The 16089-nt window shown below is 56.9% G+C and carries 17 protein-coding genes; 10 read left to right on the forward strand and 7 right to left on the reverse strand.

Annotated features, from left to right (window positions below; translation table 11 throughout):
- The first annotated feature begins 32 nt into the window (after nt 1-32).
- Nucleotides 33-746, forward strand: a complete 714-nt coding sequence (locus tag J1G18_RS08375) for an SDR family NAD(P)-dependent oxidoreductase (protein WP_098964016.1) — start codon at nt 33-35, stop codon at nt 744-746.
- 62 nt (nt 747-808) lie between these two features.
- Here the strand turns inward: J1G18_RS08375 and J1G18_RS08380 are convergent, their stop codons facing one another.
- Together J1G18_RS08380 and J1G18_RS08385 are read right to left on the reverse strand one after the other, a co-directional pair.
- Nucleotides 809-1468 (reverse strand): carbonic anhydrase, encoded by a 660-nt coding sequence (locus J1G18_RS08380; protein ID WP_095135815.1) that lies wholly within the window; start codon nt 1466-1468, stop codon nt 809-811.
- A 202-nt stretch (nt 1469-1670) separates the two neighbouring features.
- Nucleotides 1671-2549, reverse strand: a complete 879-nt coding sequence (locus J1G18_RS08385) for a LysR substrate-binding domain-containing protein (protein ID WP_223007450.1) — start codon at nt 2547-2549, stop codon at nt 1671-1673.
- Between the two features lie 154 nt (nt 2550-2703).
- Here J1G18_RS08385 and J1G18_RS08390 point away from each other — a divergent pair, with 154 nt between their 5' ends.
- The 8 genes from J1G18_RS08390 to J1G18_RS08425 all read left to right on the forward strand — a co-directional run bounded on the left by J1G18_RS08390 (nt 2704) and on the right by J1G18_RS08425 (nt 8694).
- On the forward strand, nt 2704-3129 hold the full coding sequence (locus J1G18_RS08390; protein ID WP_039762906.1) for a VOC family protein: 426 nt from the start codon (nt 2704-2706) through the stop codon (nt 3127-3129).
- Between the two features lie 113 nt (nt 3130-3242).
- The gene (locus J1G18_RS08395; RefSeq protein ID WP_134786392.1) at nt 3243-4526 is read left to right on the forward strand and encodes a cation:dicarboxylate symporter family transporter; all 1284 of its coding nucleotides are present in this window, start codon (nt 3243-3245) and stop codon (nt 4524-4526) included.
- Nucleotides 4527-4645: 119 nt separating this feature from the next.
- Nucleotides 4646-5749, forward strand: coding sequence for an alkene reductase (locus tag J1G18_RS08400; protein ID WP_223007451.1), 1104 nt, complete (start codon nt 4646-4648; stop codon nt 5747-5749).
- A 32-nt stretch (nt 5750-5781) separates the two neighbouring features.
- A complete protein-coding gene (locus J1G18_RS08405; RefSeq protein ID WP_223007452.1) occupies nt 5782-6525 on the forward strand; it encodes an SDR family oxidoreductase in 744 nt (247 codons plus the stop codon).
- Nucleotides 6526-6594: 69 nt separating this feature from the next.
- Complete coding sequence (locus J1G18_RS08410; protein WP_098964013.1) at nt 6595-6975, forward strand: nuclear transport factor 2 family protein; 381 nt, start codon at nt 6595-6597, stop codon at nt 6973-6975.
- A 59-nt stretch (nt 6976-7034) separates the two neighbouring features.
- Entirely contained in the window at nt 7035-7421 is a 387-nt protein-coding gene (locus tag J1G18_RS08415; protein ID WP_096796037.1) for a nuclear transport factor 2 family protein, read from the forward strand.
- A gap of 101 nt (nt 7422-7522) precedes the next feature.
- Nucleotides 7523-7987, forward strand: a complete 465-nt coding sequence (locus J1G18_RS08420) for an SRPBCC family protein (protein ID WP_135295796.1) — start codon at nt 7523-7525, stop codon at nt 7985-7987.
- A 95-nt stretch (nt 7988-8082) separates the two neighbouring features.
- The gene (locus tag J1G18_RS08425) at nt 8083-8694 is read left to right on the forward strand and encodes a dTMP kinase (RefSeq protein WP_223007453.1); all 612 of its coding nucleotides are present in this window, start codon (nt 8083-8085) and stop codon (nt 8692-8694) included.
- 183 nt (nt 8695-8877) lie between these two features.
- On the opposite strand, the gene J1G18_RS08430 is transcribed toward J1G18_RS08425, so the two are convergent.
- The 5 genes from J1G18_RS08430 to J1G18_RS08450 form a co-directional block, all read right to left on the reverse strand.
- Nucleotides 8878-9393, reverse strand: coding sequence for a cupin domain-containing protein (locus J1G18_RS08430; protein WP_027611930.1), 516 nt, complete (start codon nt 9391-9393; stop codon nt 8878-8880).
- 134 nt (nt 9394-9527) lie between these two features.
- The gene (locus J1G18_RS08435) at nt 9528-11930 is read right to left on the reverse strand and encodes a TonB-dependent receptor (protein ID WP_223007454.1); all 2403 of its coding nucleotides are present in this window, start codon (nt 11928-11930) and stop codon (nt 9528-9530) included.
- Nucleotides 11931-11997: 67 nt separating this feature from the next.
- Nucleotides 11998-12960 (reverse strand): FecR domain-containing protein, encoded by a 963-nt coding sequence (locus tag J1G18_RS08440; protein WP_223007455.1) that lies wholly within the window; start codon nt 12958-12960, stop codon nt 11998-12000.
- Nucleotides 12960-13469, reverse strand: coding sequence for a sigma-70 family RNA polymerase sigma factor (locus J1G18_RS08445; protein ID WP_223007456.1), 510 nt, complete (start codon nt 13467-13469; stop codon nt 12960-12962). Before J1G18_RS08445 ends, J1G18_RS08440 begins: the two co-directional genes overlap by 1 nt.
- Before the next feature lie 95 nt (nt 13470-13564).
- On the reverse strand, nt 13565-14461 hold the full coding sequence (locus tag J1G18_RS08450; protein WP_223007457.1) for a helix-turn-helix domain-containing protein: 897 nt from the start codon (nt 14459-14461) through the stop codon (nt 13565-13567).
- 161 nt (nt 14462-14622) lie between these two features.
- Between J1G18_RS08450 and J1G18_RS08455 the strand changes: the two genes are divergently transcribed.
- Complete coding sequence (locus tag J1G18_RS08455; RefSeq protein WP_223007458.1) at nt 14623-15981, forward strand: glutamine synthetase family protein; 1359 nt, start codon at nt 14623-14625, stop codon at nt 15979-15981.
- The last annotated feature ends 108 nt before the right edge of the window (nt 15982-16089 follow it).

Consider the following 16089-nt stretch of genomic DNA (forward strand, 5'->3'; position numbering starts at 1 on the left):
AAACCCCTTTCGTAAACTATTGAGGAATTATCATGAGCCATTCAAAAAAAGTCGTTGTGGTCACTGGCGCATCCCAAGGGCTGGGCGCAGGCATCGTTGAAGGTTTTCGCAAACTCGGCTATCAAGTGGTGGCGACTTCGCGTTCCATCAAACCGTCAGCGGATCCGGACATCCTGACCGTCGCCGGTGACATTGCCGATCCGGTGACTGCCGAGAAAATCATCCGCGAAGGCGTAGCGCGTTTCGGCCGCATTGACACGTTGGTGAACAACGCCGGGATCTTCCTCGCCAAACCGTTCACAGCCTATACCCGCGAAGAGTATGTAAATACTGTGGCCACCAACATGGGCAGCTTCTTCCACATGTCGCAGCAGGCGATTGCCCAGATGGAGAAACAAGGTGAGGGTGGACACGTGGTCAGCATCACCACATCGCTGGTCGATCATGCCATCGATGGGGTGCCGTCGGTGCTGGCGTCGCTGACCAAAGGTGGCATGAACGCCGCGACCAAATCCCTGGCGATCGAGTACGCCAAGCGCGGCATCCGCGTTAACGCCGTATCGCCTGGCATCATCAAGACCCCGATGCATGGCGAGGAAAATCACGCCGCTCTGGGCAGCCTGCATCCGGTCGGACACATGGGCGAGGTGCAAGACATCGTTGCGGCGGTGCTGTACCTGGACAGCGCCAACTTCGTCACTGGCGAAATCCTGCATGTCGATGGCGGCCAAAGCGCCGGTCACTGATGAAGAAAGCGAGTCGACAAGAAGCCGCCCCAGGCGGCTTCTGCCTTACTTATCTGTCGCCATCACATCTGTTTGCCGTTACGCGCAGCGATCGCAACGGTGGTCGGCGAATCAGCCAGTGACACGAATTTGCGGGTCGCGCCATCCAGAGCATCGATGCATCCCGCTTCGATGTCGTAGACCCAGCCGTGCAGATTCATGCGTCCCTGCTCAAGCGCCAGGGCCACCGATGGATGCGTCCGCAGATTCGCCAGTTGCGCGATCACGTTTTCCCGCACCAGACCATCAAGCTTGGCGCGGGGGGTGTCGAACTCATGTGCTGCGTTAATCGCTTTCGCGGCGTCCGAGTGACGTAGCCAGTTAGCGACCGCCGGAAGATGGTCCAGGCACGTGCAGCGTGAAATCGCGCCCATCGCCCCGCAGTCCGAGTGGCCGCAGATCACAATATCCTGTACCCCGAGCACGGCGACCGCATACTCGACGGTCGCCGACACGCCACCCGGTTCAGGGCCGTAAGACGGCACAATGTTGCCGGCGTTACGAATCACGAACAGTTCGCCCGGCTCGCGCTGCGTAAGGAGTTCCGGCACCACACGGCTGTCCGAGCAGGTGACGAACAACGCCTTTGGATTCTGTTCTGTCGCGAGCTGCTTGAACAGCTCGACGCGTTGCGGATAAACCTCGCGCTGAAAGCGCAGAAAGCCGTCAATAATGTCCTGCATGAAGTCCTCCAAACCCGAAAAGCAGATGTGGGCACGAGCACTCGATATGCCTTCGCGCCGCTGTGGTCGGCATTATTGCAGACGTCGCAGGTGTTGGCAGTAGTCGTGCAAGATGCACTTCGAGCCAAGTGATGTCGGCGACGAAGCTCTGGCATTGCTGGCGTCGTCGCTGCGCAGCATTTCGATCCGCGCTTGGCGACTATTATTCTGCAACGGCGGTTACCTGATCACTTATAAGCTGAGCCAAAATTCGCACAGGCTCGGTGAAACTCTGTCGAGACCGATGTACCAGCCCGATATCCCGGTGAAAGGTGTGTTGTCCCAAATCGATCGCTCGTACACCTTCGGGCCATTCCTGATGGGGCTCTGTCTGTGGCACCAGCGCTATGCCTACACCTTTTTCCACCAGTTTGATGATGGCCTCCAGTTCATCCAGTTCGCAAACTTCCTGCAAGGTGAAATGCATCTGTCGCAGGAAACGATCAACCTGCCGGCCGCCAAAAGATGATCGGTCATAGCGAATGAATGGCTGGCTGGACAGCAGTTCCGACCAGTCTTCTCCCTCCAGCTCGCGTGGCACGATCAGTCGGTAGGGCTCTCGCGCCAGCGTCGTCCAGCGCAGGTCACTTTGAAGAGAGAAAGGCGGTCGAATGATGACAGCCATGTCGATTTCGCCGGCGTCTACGAGGTTCACCATCTCCATTGAAAGCCCTGGAATGACACGTGTGCGGCATTGCGGACACTGCTGGTGAAACTTCGTCAGCGCATCGGGCAAATAGGAACGTTGCACGGATGCGATCGCACCGATGTTGATGAGTATGTTGGTAGGTTGGCCCTGCGCAGTGGAACCCAGATTGTCGTATAGCCTGAGTAACTCCTGCGCCTGCAGAAGTATCTGGTGACCCATTTTGTTCAGATGGGCCGAACGTCCTTTCCTGTCGAAAATCTCAAAACCGAGTTCGGTTTCCAGGCGCTGAATCTGCGCGCTGACAGCGGCCTGGGTCAGGCCGATTTTGTTCCCGGCAGCGGCGAATGTGCCTTCCCGCGCCACCGCAATGAGTGTTTTCAGTTCTTTGATCATTCACAAATATTAATTGTGTTTCTGAGAAATATATATTGATTTTTATGTTTGGTTTTCCGTCCTAGGATGTTTTCCATCCCCGGCACCGGCTGAACCCAGAGAGCTGATGACGGTGGAAATGTTCGCCAACCAACAAAAAATATTTGGAGTTCTGATGAGCCTCTCGCCATTTCACCTCGCGATCCCTGTTTATGACCTGGCTGCGGCGCGCACCTTCTACGGTGAGGTCTTTGGTCTTGAAGAAGGGCGCTCCAGCACGCAATGGGTCGATTTCGATTTTTATGGTCACCAACTGGTGATCCACGAACATCCGAAAACAGCCTCACAAGAGAGCGTTCACAGCAACCCGGTCGACGGACACGATGTCCCGGTTCCGCACTTCGGCATCATTTTGGGTTGGGAACAATGGGAAGCGCTGGCCGAACGTCTGAAGTCGTTTGGTACCGAGTTTGTGATCGAACCGTACATTCGGTTTAAAGGCCAGGTAGGCGAGCAAGCCACCATGTTTCTCTTTGACCCGTGCGGCAACGCTCTTGAATTCAAGGCGTTCAAGGATATGAGCCAGCTCTTCGCTAAATAGGAACACGCATGGCACAACCCGTTTGTGCCATTCGATCTCAAGTGAGCTGGAAGCTCATGACTCTAGCAACTGCGAATAGACGCAGACCTTTCATTCCAACAAGAAGGCTAGACATGAAACGTATTCCCTTGGTGTGGCAAATCGTTGCCGGGCTATTGCTTGGCGTGCTTGCAGGTTGGTACTTCAATACGCATCCGCACTATCAGACATGGGTGAGTGCGGAGATCCTCAAACCGCTCGGTGACATCTTTATCAAGATGATGAAGATGGTGGTTGTTCCGATCGTGTTCTGTTGCATGATTTTGGGGATCGCGGGCGGCGGTGACAGCAAATCGTTCGGGCGTATGGGTGTGAAGTCGCTCGGCTACTTCTTTGCGATTACCGCGCTGGCCATCGTCATAGGCCTGTGTTTTGCCAACCTCTTCGAACCAGGACGAGGAACCGATATTTCAGGCCTTTCGCATGGCGCTGCATCGATCACGCTTGAGCCGTCCAAAGGGGCGCTGGTGATTTTGCAGAACATCGTTCCAGACAACGTGATAGTGGCAATGTCAGAAGCGAAGTTGCTGTCGGTACTGTTCTTCGCTGTGCTGTTGGGGCTGGCGTTGAATGCTTTGCCCAAAGACAAAAGCGCGCCATTTATTGCGGTTGTTCAGAGCCTTTCCGATGCGATGTTCAAGGTGGTTTCCATTGTGATGGCCTACGCGCCGATAGGGGTGTTTGGCATGATCGGCGCGACCGTCGCGACGTTTGGTTTTGCCTCGCTGCTGCCGCTGCTCAAGTTGATTGGGGTGGTGTATCTGGCGCTGATGGTGTTCGCTTTAGTGGTACTGGGTGGCATTTGTTATTTGATTGGCGAAAACATCTTCAAGTTGATCCGCTACTTCCGTAATGAGTTGATTCTGGCGTTTTCCAGTGCCGCCTCAGCCGCCGTCATGCCGCAACTGATGACCAAACTGGAAAGCTACGGTGTACCGCGTCGGATCGTCAGTTTTGTGGTGCCGGTGGGGTATGCGTTCAATCTCGATGGCGCATCGATTTTTCTCGGTGTGGCGACCATTTTTGTGGCGCAACTCTATGGGATCGACCTGTCTCTGTCACAGCAGATTCTGTTGGTCGTGACGATGGTACTGACCTCGAAGGGCGCCGCAGGTGTGCCTGGGTTTGCAATCGTGATCTTGTCAGCCACCTTGGCCTCTGCCGGTCTTCCGTTGGAAGGTGTGGCATTGATCGCCGGCATTTTCAGGATTATCGACAGCGGCACCACCACGCTCAATGTACTGGGCAATGCGATTGCGCCGCTGGTTATCAGCAAGTGGGAGAAAGTCGCGCTAGAGCCTTCACGAACGGGTCATACAAACGACCACCTGTGTGACCAGGTGCAACGCTGCCGGTAACAGTCGTGAACACGATGGCAGCTTTTGAAACAGCATCATCACCAGCAAACGCCTGCTGACAAAGAGGCGTATTTTTTTAACCCTTCACTAGACGACCGGTCTATTCAATCGAGGACTTTATGACGGCTAACACGTTTGACACCGACCTTTTTTCGCCCATGCAAATGGGCGCACTCCAATTGGCTAACCGAATTGTCATGGCACCTGTGACACGCAGCCGAATGGCCGAAGACGGCGTACCGAATGAAATGCACGCGACTTACTACGCCCAGCGCGCCAGTGCAGGCTTGATCATCGCCGAAGCGACCAATATTTCTCCCCAGGGGCGGGGTTACGCCATGACCCCGGGTATCTGGTCGGAGGCACAGGTAGCTGGCTGGAAAAAAGTCACTGACGCGGTGCACGCGGCGGGCGGCAAAATCGTCAGTCAGTTGTGGCACGTGGGGCGCTTTTCGAGTGTCGAGCTACAACCCAACGGCGAAGCGCCAGTAGCGCCTTCGGCGATCAAGGCCGAAGGCAGCACTTACACCGAGAAAGGCTTTGTCGAGGTGTCGATGCCTCGCGCACTGGAAACCTCGGAGATCCCTGGAATCATCCAGCAGTACAAGCTGGCCGCAGAGAATGCCCGGCGAGCCGGTTTCGATGGTGTGGAAGTGCATTCCGCCAACAGCTATCTGCTTGACCAGTTCCTGCGCGACTCCACCAATCAACGCACTGACCCATATGGCGGCTCCATCGAGAACCGGGCTCGACTGACGCTGGAAGTCACCGCCGCCGTGATTTCGATCTGGGGTAGCGATCGGGTCGGTATTCGCCTCTCGCCAGTCACACCCGATGCCGGAAATACACCTCCCGACAGCAATGTCATGGCGACTTACGGTTACCTGATTCAGCAGCTCAATCAATTCAATCTGGCTTATCTGCATTTTGTCGAAGGCGCCACGGCGACCTCCCGCACGGTCCCGGAAGGCGTGGATCTGGACGCGCTGAGTGCGCAGTTCGAAGGGCCATTCATTGGCAATAACAACTACGACCTGCCGATGGCGCTAGAGCGTCGTGCGCAGGGGCGGATCGATGCGGTGGCGTTTGGTCGTTTGTTCATTGCCAACCCCGACCTCGTGGAGCGCTTGCGTCGCGGGATCGAGCTCACCATCGCGCCACGCGAGAGTTACTACGGCGGCGGTGCCAAGGGTTACATCGACTGGCCAACCGCGAACGCCTGAACGACGGCATTTATCGATAAGAGGTAATGAGCATGAATTATCTGCAAAACAAGGTAGCCATCGTCACCGGCGCGTCTTCCGGTATCGGCGCCGCCACCACCCGCGCGCTTGTCGCCCAAGGCGTGCGCGTAGTGGCCGCTGCACTGGATGAACAGGGTCTGGAAAGCTTTGTCGCCGAGTTGCGGGCGGGCGGTAACGAAGTGGTCGCTTTTACCACCGACGTGACTCAGGCGCATCAAACCCAAGCGCTCGCGCAATTTGCGCATGAGACCTACGGCACCGTAGACATTCTGGTGAACAACGCCGGGCTGATGCTTTTTTCCAACTGGGTCGACCTGGCGGTACAGGACTGGGAAAAGATGATCGACGTGAATATCAAAGGCTACCTCAACACTACGGCGGCGGTGCTGCCTTTCATGCTGGAGCGCAAGTCCGGGCAGATTCTCAATATGGACTCTGTTGCCGGTCATCAGGTCGGACCGGCGGCCGGTGTTTACAGCGCAACAAAATTTTTCGTTCAGGCCATGACCGAGTCCATGCGCAAGGAGCTCGGTGTGCAGCACGGCATCCGCGTCAACACGGTCAGCCCGGGTGTCATCAATACCGGCTGGGCCGACAAGGTCAGTGATCCTGAAGGGCGCAAGGCTGCCCAAGCGCTCAACCGAGTTGCCATCGCCCCCGACGATATCGCGGGGGCCGTGATTTACGCGCTCAACCAACCGGAAAACGTCACCGTCAACGACTTGATCATCTCGCCGACGCGCCAGGATTGGTGACTGTTTACCGAGCCTCGTCCGTAAACCTTCCTTGCTTTCTTCAGCCATTTACCAACTCAGGAATACCTCATGTCCACTTCAACTTATGTTCAGGAATACAACGCAATCGTCGACGTGCTCAGCCAGTACAACGAAGGTGGTACCAAAGCTGACAGCGCCTTGATGAAGCCCGCATTCAACCAGCAGGCCACCATGTTCGGGGTCGACGAAGGCAAGCTCGTCGGCGGTGCGATCCAGAACCTGTACGACGTCATCGATAACGCGTTCCGCCCATCTCCGGAAGCGCAAGCAGCGATCGTTCGCATCGACATCGTAGGCTCGGCAGCCAGCGCCCGGGTCGACACCGACAATGTTTCAGGATTTCGTTTCACCGATTTTTTCAACCTGCTGAAGGTTGAAGGTCAGTGGACGATTGTCAGCAAGATCTACCACACCCACCCAAGCGCCTAAGCCGTTGAATGCAATTGGCGAGGTGCGTCGCGCCTCGTCCTTACTGGAAGAACAGACCCATGTCGAAAAACATCAAGGCAGTACCCACCGCTGAGTACAACGCTGTCATCGCCATTGCCAATCAGTATGTTGAAGGGCTGCGTGTGGGCAGTGCACAGAGCGTTGCGCAGGCGTTTCATAAAGACGCTGTGATGTACGGATTCACCAATGGTGAACTGCTGGGCGGCCCGATCAGGAATCTGTTTGATTTCGTAGAGAAGAACGGCGATGCCCCGAACATCATCACCCGACTCGACGTACTGGCGATCACGCCAACCACCGCCGTGGTTCGTGTCGATATGGAACAGGATGCAATCGGCGCTGATTACAACGATTACCTGACCCTGATCAAAATCGACGGGGCCTGGAAGGTCATTGCCAAGGTTTATCACCAGTTCGAAGGTTGAGCGTCTTCCGATCCCGGTTGATCCATACCGGGACCGGAGTTCATCCACCTGACGTGCGCAGAGGTCAGGTTCGAAAGCAGTTGATTTTGAGGGTGTACACGATGCCGCTAGTTGAGTTCTCCGCTGTTCTGGACAGCGATATAGCGCACGCCTGGAGCGTGTTGAAGAGGTTTGGTGAGATTGGTAAATGGCATCCCTCCATTTTGGAAAGCAGCATTGAGGACAACCAGCCCGATGGATTGGTTGGCTGTATTCGCAAACTCACGTTGGTCGACGGTGCGGTGGTCAGGGAGCGTCTTTTGTCGGTAGATGATCGCAATACGATGCTGTCTTATCGCTTCGAGGAGGCTCCGTTACCGTTGGACAACTATGTAGCTACCGTTCAATTAGCCTCGCTGACTGGACAGTCAAAGACGTTCATCCGTTGGTCTGCAAGCTTCGATCTGCAAGATCTCACTACTGCCGAACACTATGAGGCGCTTGTTAGAGGACTGATCGTAGACGGCCACAACAGTCTCCAGTCATTTCTCCAGCAACAAGCTGAGGAGGGCGGTGAAGTAGGGTGAGGGCAGGGCCATGCCATTGGAAATGACAATTCAGCCATTGGAATGCCAGGAATGCGGTTAGAGTACCCCTCCGTAAATCCATCGTTATGTGAACAATGAATCGTCCGCTGTTTGTTTCTCTGGATGGGCCCAAAGGCACCGGCAAAACCACGCTGTTGGAGGCCGTTACGAAGCTGCTAAGGGCCGGCAACAGGAAAGTCATCCGGCTCTGCGAGAGAAAAAGCGATCCTTTCCGGGGTGAAACCATGGCCCTGATCAACTCGCTTGTCAGAAATCCTTCCCGGGATCTGGAATGGGCTGTGTGCCAGCGCCTGGCTGATAGTCGGCGCTGGATTTCCCGACACGTACTGACGCAGCAGCCGCTGGACAGCATTATCCTGATTGATCGCTGGTATCCGTCTGATGCAGCGTTTCGCCGATCTATCCCGTTTGCCGAGATTCTCCAGTTGAACCTGGATCGAGATGTGCGCGTGCCGGATCTGCATGTTGGCGTCGTCACCGATCCGGATATTTCATGGGCAAGGGCTGCGACAAGATCGCGAGGATTGGGCGGCACTGTGATTCAGAAGTACGCAGAGCATTTGTCGTGTACGGAGATGTTCGAGCAAGCGGTCAAGGAGCACGGTTGGGTTCTGTGCCGTAATGAGGGAACAATCGAAGACACTACGATGCAGGTGGTTTCTGAGATTTATAGGGTGCTGGGGTGATTGTTGGAGTGGAGACAGATGTTGGTGCAGGAAGGCGCGTAGCGTAATACGTGATTTAACATAATATACATTACACGTAACAAGATGTTTCAGGGTTAGCCCGGTTGCACGCCAGATTTCAATCCAGAGTTTTACCCTGAGTCCTCTTTTCAAAACCTCGGCCTTGCCTGCAATTGGCGACCTTCAATCAGCATCCCGCGTCAGTTTTTCAATCAGCATCCGGTGCTGTGGAAATTGCGCAATCAGTTTGCGTCGATCACCCATCTCCATATCCGCAAAATCAAATCCCGGCGACACGGCCTCGCTGATCAAGCCAAATCCATGTTCTCCCTCGAGCAGTCGCGAAGCTTTCCAGATTCCGCCAGGCACGTGCATTTGCAGATGCTGTCCCGCCAGAATGTCGTTGCCCATTACCAGCGTTTCCAGCGAGCCGTCAGCATGGATCATGCTGTACTCGATGGGATCGCCCAGATGGAAAAAATGCACAATGTCGGAATGATTGAAATGAAACTGGCCCACTGGTGATTGTTCGGTCAACAGGTAGTAAATCGATGTCATCAGGTACCGTGGGCCACCGACGGTATCGAGCATCTCTCTATGATCGGCCTGATAGGTTCTGCGAAAATAACCGCCTTCCACGTGAGATTGCAGATCCAGCGCCTGAATCAAGGCCTGTGCGTTTACTGTGCGTTGAGACATGGTCTGCTCCGGTGGATGGCGGCTTATTTTACGATAGCTCTACTAAACGGCTATTTAGTGTAGTTAACAGTAGATCGCTGAATTTAGAAGATTTTACCCTCCTTTTAAGTGACCCTTTTATTCAAGAAAGCAATTCAGAAATCCACCGTTGCCGATAGCAGATAAGTCCGTGGCGTCGAAAGCGTCAAACCGGGTTCACTGTCATCTGATGCGCCCGCGGAACTCCAGTAGCGTTTATCCAATACGTTCTCGACATTGGCGCGTACGGTGATGGTCTTGTCGTCCAGTTTAAAGGCGTAACGCGTCCCCACGTCGAATCGCTCCCATGAGTCGATTTCCTTCTGGTTGGACTGATCCAGATACTGCGAACTCGAATAGATTCCACGGCCTGTCAGCGTCAGCCCCTGCACATTGGGTACATCCCACTCTGCGCCAAGATTGACGTTGTATTTGGGTGTCGCGGGCGCGCGGTTACCGTCAAAGGTTCCATTGGTGGTCTGGGTCAGTTCGCTGTCGATATACATCACGCCGCCGAGCAATCGAAACCCTTTGAACGGCTCGCCGAACACACTCAATTCCACACCATCGTTCTGTCGTTTGCCGTTCGGGCCGAAGACTCGTGTCGAGGCGTTGGTTTCATAAGCAGGTTGTTTGATCCGGAACACAGACGCTGTAAGCGCATACGAACCCGCGTCATATTTGGCCCCGACTTCGACTTGTCGGCTGATAAAAGGCGGGAAGATTTCATCCTCGTTGATCGACGTCGATGGCGCAATTTTCCCTTGGCTGAGGCCTTCCATGTAGTTGGCGTAGAGCGAGAGCTTGTCCGTCGCCTTGAACAGAATGCCGCCCGATGGCGAGAGTTTTTCTTCGTCATAGGCTGTGTCACCCTTCACATCATCGCTCCAGTCGTCGACTTGAACCCTTTGCCAGCGAGCGCCAAGGGTCAGCAACAGGCGATCATCGAAGAACCCCAGCGTATCGGACAGTGCGACGCCGCTGAATCGGTTTTCCGTGTAGACCCTGGCGTCGTAGCGTGTAGGCGTGCGCGGCTTTGCGGTTTCCACCGGGTCATACAGATTGCTGCGCCCTGCCGCATACCGCGCGCCACCATTTTCGAAATCCATGTAGAAGTAACTGGCCGCCAGGTTGACCTCGTGGCTGACCGGTCCGGTGTGGAACCAGCTGCGTACACCCGCCGTGGCGGTTCGGACATTTTCGTCACGGGTGAAATCCCGCGGTTGAACACTGAAGTCGCCGGCGTCGTTGGTCACCGACACCGCATGCCGAAGGAAATCGTGGTTACTTTTACGGGCGCCGACGCCGCCATACAACATGACCGAATCGCTGACGTCGAACTCGCCATTGAGCGTGCCAAACGTATCTTTGGTTCGCGCCTGGCTCCAGGGTTGCGCGTAGTTGTCGCGCACATCATCAGCATCCGGAACTTTCGCGTTTGCACCGACCTGCACACGTTCTTGCGGTGCATCGGTATCGCGCTCGGTGTGACCGATATCGGTGGAAAGCCGCAGGCGCTCACCGCGAAAATCCAGGCCCAGCACTGCCATGTCGCGATCGACGCTCTGGTGATCCCATTCAGTGTCACCCGCTTGTTTGACGCCGTTGAAACGCAGGCCGAACTGGTTGTCCTCACCAAAGCGACGGCCGATGTCGACGGCGCCGCCGAGCTGATTGTTCGAGGCGTAACTGGCCGTCAGCGATGTATTTGGCTGATCGCCGGCGCGCTTGGGCACCACGTTGATCCCCCCTCCTACACTGCCCCGCGGCGAAATGCCGTTGATCAGTTGGCTCGGGCCCTTGAGGATGTCGACGCGCTCGGCCATTTCCATGTCGATCGTGTAAGTGGGCAGAACCCCGTAGAGCCCGTTGTAGGAAACATCACTGTTGAACAGGCTGAAACCGCGGATGGTGAATTGCTCATAACGGCCGCCTGCGGGGTTGGTCGCACGCACCGAGGGATCGCTGGCGATCACGTCGCCCAGAGTGCGGGCCTGCTGGTTTTTCACCGTTTCGCTGGTGTAGGTGGTCATGCTGAACGGGGTCTCCATGAAATCCCTGGAACCCAGCAGTCCTTGCGAACCACGGCGCGCCACCTGGCCACCGGCAAAAACCTCTGAATCCGTGCCACCCGTCGATCCAAGAATCGAAGTGGGTGCCAGTTCCAGACTGCCGCCGTCCGGCGCAGGAATGACTGTGAAAGCGCGGTCGCCCGCCGGTTGCAGCTGTAGACCGGACCCCAGCAACAACCGGGTAAAGCCCTCCTCCACGCCAAACTCACCCGACAAACCATTGCTGTTGCGCCCGCTGACCAAGGCCGGATCTACCGACAGATTGACCCCGGCCAGTCCGGCAAAACGGGTCAGCGCAGCACCCAGACTGCCGGCCGGCACCTGATAACCGCGGCGGTCGGCGCTTTCCGCCCAACTGCTGGGGATCAACAGGGGGCTGGCACTCAGGCTCAACAAAAGGCTCAACTGCAACAACGGACGCAAACGACCTGGAAATACTGCAGGCATAGGAAAAAGCTCTCGATTTGGTTCACTTGCCTGGAATGACCAGCGAGGCGAAAAAAAGGGACAGGTCTCAGACTGTTTTTTTGGACTGGGACAATTTTCGCGGAACGAGAGAGACCCAAAAGCGCGTGCGTTTCTGCACGTCGATCGGCAGGCTGGCAGCCAATAGCGAGAGCACTTGATCGGTGTTATCCAGGCGAAAACTGCCGGTGATGCGCAGCGCCTCCAGCTCCGGATCCCAGCGCAGCACGCCTGGGCGGTAACGGCTCAATTCACGCAGAAAATCCCCCAGCGGCTGGTTTTGCGCCATCAGTACACCGTCGCGCCAGCTCGGCATCGAGGCGTCAAACGCTCGGACAGAACCCGCGCCAGAAGCCTGCAGCCTGATCTGCTGTCCCTGATTGAGTAACAGCGCTAGCCCGCTTGACGGTTGCAACTGCACCGAGCCACGGACCACCGACACATTGCAGTCACGCTCATTGAGACGCACGCAAATCTCACTGTGACTGACGATGATCCGCCCGTACGGCACATTGATGATCAGGGCTGAGTCGCCTGGCACGTCAAGCGCCATCTCGCCACGCACCAGTGTCAACTGACCGGCAGCAAGATCCACATTGACGGCGCTGTCGGTATTGAGCTGCAACGAACTGCCATCCGCGAGCCGCAATCGCTTGTGTTCACCAGTGCTGGTGTGCAAATCCGCGCGCCAGACATCCAGCGGCAGTTGCCGACTGATCAGCCAGGCCGCCGGCACCAGTGCCGCGATGCCGAGCGCGCGTTTCAGCGCGGCCCGACGCGCAGCGTCCGGACGATCCAGCGTAGCCATGGCCAGCGCAGAAGGCAGAGCGGAAAACCGTTCGCGCAAGCGCTGGATTTTCTGCCACGCGTGTTCATGCCGGCTATCGCTGTTGCGCCAGACCTGCAATTGCGCATGATCGTCAGCGCCCGCTTCGCCGGACTCAATCAACGCCAACCATTGCGCGGCGGCGCGGGCGACTTCGCGGGCTTCATCGCTGGGGGCAACGCGCATCAAAGATCCACCAGCAGACAATGCTCGTAGGCCTGCGCCATGTAACGTTTGACGGTGCGCTCGGACACTTGCAGGCGCTCGGCGATTTCGCGGTAACCGAGGCCTTCAAGCTGACTCCACAAAAACGCCCGGCGCACTGCTCGCGGCAAACCATCAAGCAATTCATCCAGCGCTTGCAGGGTTTCCAGCAGCAGCCAACGCTGCTCGGGCGATGGCACGCACTCGTCCGGCAGTTGCGCGAGGGCTTCGAGGTAGGCTTTTTCCAGACTGCGGCGGCTGTAGAAGTTGCTCAGTAGACGCTTGCCCACGGTCAGCAGATAGGCGCGGGGCTCACGCATGTCGGCAATCGGTTGCGCGCTGCACAGCACGCGCATGAAGGTGTCCTGGCTCAGATCCGCCGCATCCCACGCGTTGCCCATGCGTCGACGCAGCCATGTTTCCAGCCAGCCTCGGTGATCGCGGTACAGCGCGTGCAGGCTCTGCTCAGATGGCGTGGCGGCTTCAATCATCTCAAGAGACCCTGCGCGAAGTTAGATTCAAATGAGACTGATTCTATTTAACTTCGCTTGGGACACAAAGATCTTTTTGCCCGTTACTGCAATCTCTAGCGTTTCAGCGTCTCGCTCGGCAGCTCTTTGAACAGCGCCCGATAACTGCTGGAAAACCGCCCCAGATGCCAGAACGACCAGCGCATCGCCACCTCAGCCACGGTGGTTTCCGTGGGCCGGCGCTTGAGCAATTCGCGGTGTGCACTGTTCAGCCGGCGCAGGCGCAACCAGTGACTCGGGGTCATCCCGGTGTAGGCCTTGAACGCCTGCTGTAGTTGCCGCAACGGCACCCCTGCGACCTTCGACAGTTCGAGCAGATTGACGGTGTCTTCCGGCGAATCTGCCGCCCACTCCCCTACTCGCTTCATGATCATCCGTTCTTCGCTACGCCGCTGTAATCCGCCGCGATCAAGACGGGTGTGTGCGTTGTCGAGGATGAACAGGCAGTCTTCGAGTAACTGCTGAGTCAGTGAGTCTTTATCAAACGGATCAACAGCTTGCGACAACTTCGTGAGAGTTGAGCTTAACCAGCGACTGAACAAGGCGTTCTGCCCGCAGTTAAGCGGTGCCATGAACAATCCTTCGAGTCTCGCCACATCCAGACCGTGCTGACGGACGAATTCCGGGCCGAACACCACGGCAATTTCCTGGTAGTTCTCCGGGGTGATCCAGATGTTGCGGCTGTCTTCGTTGAGCAGATACAGCGCGTTGTCACTGCGATCGAAACAGAAGGCCAAGGCCCCCGATGGCGCGCTGAATGTCTGCTCGACGCGAGTGTTCATCTGTTCTTCGTAGACCTGCACACCCTCCAGGTCCAGATAGCGAATCTGCCCGGCGAAATGTCCGGGAGACATCTGCTGGTAATGCTGGACCCAACCCGGCGTGGCGCGGATTTGCTCGGTGACATCAGCGGTATTGAAAGCCTGAACCTGTAGCGGATTACACGTTGTCATGGGAGACCTTGCGCACTCTTTTGGTGCGCTTTGGTGCTGCTTAAAGTGGATAGATGGAACGGCAAGGCACGCCCAAGATAGTCGTCAACGCGCCACAGGGGAAGGGGCGGAAGATGAAACCCGCCCTCCCCGGCGTCTATAAAACCAATAACGAGGTCTTTATGAATGCCCCTTTCGATCAGCTGTTCACGTGGCTGAAAGATCACAAGATTACCGAAGTTGAATGTGTGGTCAGCGACCTGACCGGCATCGCCCGCGGCAAGATCGCACCGACCAACAAGTTCCTGCATGAGCGAGGCATGCGCCTGCCGGAAAGTGTGCTGCTGCAAACGGTAACCGGGGATTTTGTCGACGACGATATCTACTACGACCTGCTCGACCCGGCCGACATCGACATGGTCTGCAAACCGGTGAGCGACGCCGTGTATGTGATTCCATGGGCGATCGAGCCGACCGCCATCGTCATCCACGACACCTTCGACAAGTTCGGCAACCCGATCGAACTGTCGCCGCGCAACGTGCTGAAAAAAGTCCTGCAGCTGTACACCGACAAGGGCTGGAAGCCGATCGTGGCGCCGGAAATGGAGTTCTACCTGACCCAGCGCTGCGAAGACCCGGACCTGCCACTCAAGGCACCACTGGGGCGTTCGGGCAGGGCTGAAAGCGGTCGGCAATCGTTCTCGATCGATGCCGCCAACGAATTCGATCCGCTGTTCGAAGACGTCTACGACTGGTGCGAGCTGCAAGGTCTGGATCTGGACACGCTGATCCATGAAGACGGCCCGGCGCAGATGGAAATCAACTTCCGGCACGGCGACGCACTGGATCTGGCCGACCAGATCACCGTGTTCAAACGCACCCTGCGCGAAGCGGCGCTCAAGCACAACGTCACTGCCACGTTCATGGCCAAGCCAATTGGCGACGAACCCGGCAGCGCCATGCACCTGCACCAGAGCGTGGTGGAGATCGCCACCGGCAAGCCGATTTTCGCCGATGCCGACGGCAAGATGAGCGAGCTGTTCCGCCATCACATCGGCGGCCTGCAAAAGTACATCCCGAAAGTGCTGCCGATGTTCGCGCCGAACGTGAACTCGTTACGCCGCTTCCTGCCGGACACTTCGGCACCGGTCAACGTCGAGTGGGGCGAAGAAAACCGCACCGTCGGCCTGCGTGTGCCGACCTCCGGGCCGGAAGCCATGCGCGTGGAAAACCGCCTGCCGGGCGCCGATGCCAACCCGTATCTGGCGATCGCCGCGAGCCTGCTGTGTGGCTACATCGGCATGGTCGAAGGCATCGAACCGAGTGCCGCCGTCGAAGGCCGCGCCTACGAACGCCGCAACCTGCGCCTGCCGATCACCATCGAAGACGCGCTGACGCAAATGGAAGAATGCGACACCGTTGCGCGTTACCTGGGCAACAAATTCGTGCGCGGCTACGTCGCGGTCAAACGCGCCGAGCATGAAAACTTCAAGCGCGTGATCAGTTCGTGGGAGCGCGAGTTTCTGCTGCTGAGCGTCTGACTCCAGCACAAATCCCCTTCCTCCATGGCATGGCTTTTTGTGGGAGGGGGCTTGCTCCCGAAAGCGGTGTATCAGCCAGCTGTAATGTTGGAGGTACCGGCCTCTTCG

Source organism: Pseudomonas sp. MIS38 (assembly GCF_019891575.1).
GTDB lineage: Bacteria > Pseudomonadota > Gammaproteobacteria > Pseudomonadales > Pseudomonadaceae > Aquipseudomonas > Aquipseudomonas putida_A.

Excerpts from the sequence above, each read along its gene's own strand:
- J1G18_RS08375 (WP_098964016.1), top strand. The coding sequence starts at position 33 with ATGAGCCATTCAAAAAAAGTCGTTGTGGTCACTGGCGCATCCCAAGGG.
- J1G18_RS08380 (WP_095135815.1), bottom strand. The coding sequence starts at position 1,468 with ATGCAGGACATTATTGACGGCTTTCTGCGCTTTCAGCGCGAGGTTTAT.
- J1G18_RS08385 (WP_223007450.1), bottom strand. The coding sequence starts at position 2,549 with ATGATCAAAGAACTGAAAACACTCATTGCGGTGGCGCGGGAAGGCACA.
- J1G18_RS08390 (WP_039762906.1), top strand. The coding sequence starts at position 2,704 with ATGAGCCTCTCGCCATTTCACCTCGCGATCCCTGTTTATGACCTGGCT.
- J1G18_RS08395 (WP_134786392.1), top strand. The coding sequence starts at position 3,243 with ATGAAACGTATTCCCTTGGTGTGGCAAATCGTTGCCGGGCTATTGCTT.
- J1G18_RS08400 (WP_223007451.1), top strand. The coding sequence starts at position 4,646 with ATGACGGCTAACACGTTTGACACCGACCTTTTTTCGCCCATGCAAATG.
- J1G18_RS08405 (WP_223007452.1), top strand. The coding sequence starts at position 5,782 with ATGAATTATCTGCAAAACAAGGTAGCCATCGTCACCGGCGCGTCTTCC.
- J1G18_RS08410 (WP_098964013.1), top strand. The coding sequence starts at position 6,595 with ATGTCCACTTCAACTTATGTTCAGGAATACAACGCAATCGTCGACGTG.
- J1G18_RS08415 (WP_096796037.1), top strand. The coding sequence starts at position 7,035 with ATGTCGAAAAACATCAAGGCAGTACCCACCGCTGAGTACAACGCTGTC.
- J1G18_RS08420 (WP_135295796.1), top strand. The coding sequence starts at position 7,523 with ATGCCGCTAGTTGAGTTCTCCGCTGTTCTGGACAGCGATATAGCGCAC.
- J1G18_RS08425 (WP_223007453.1), top strand. The coding sequence starts at position 8,083 with ATGAATCGTCCGCTGTTTGTTTCTCTGGATGGGCCCAAAGGCACCGGC.
- J1G18_RS08430 (WP_027611930.1), bottom strand. The coding sequence starts at position 9,393 with ATGTCTCAACGCACAGTAAACGCACAGGCCTTGATTCAGGCGCTGGAT.
- J1G18_RS08435 (WP_223007454.1), bottom strand. The coding sequence starts at position 11,930 with ATGCCTGCAGTATTTCCAGGTCGTTTGCGTCCGTTGTTGCAGTTGAGC.
- J1G18_RS08440 (WP_223007455.1), bottom strand. The coding sequence starts at position 12,960 with ATGCGCGTTGCCCCCAGCGATGAAGCCCGCGAAGTCGCCCGCGCCGCC.
- J1G18_RS08445 (WP_223007456.1), bottom strand. The coding sequence starts at position 13,469 with ATGATTGAAGCCGCCACGCCATCTGAGCAGAGCCTGCACGCGCTGTAC.
- J1G18_RS08450 (WP_223007457.1), bottom strand. The coding sequence starts at position 14,461 with ATGACAACGTGTAATCCGCTACAGGTTCAGGCTTTCAATACCGCTGAT.
- J1G18_RS08455 (WP_223007458.1), top strand. The coding sequence starts at position 14,623 with ATGAATGCCCCTTTCGATCAGCTGTTCACGTGGCTGAAAGATCACAAG.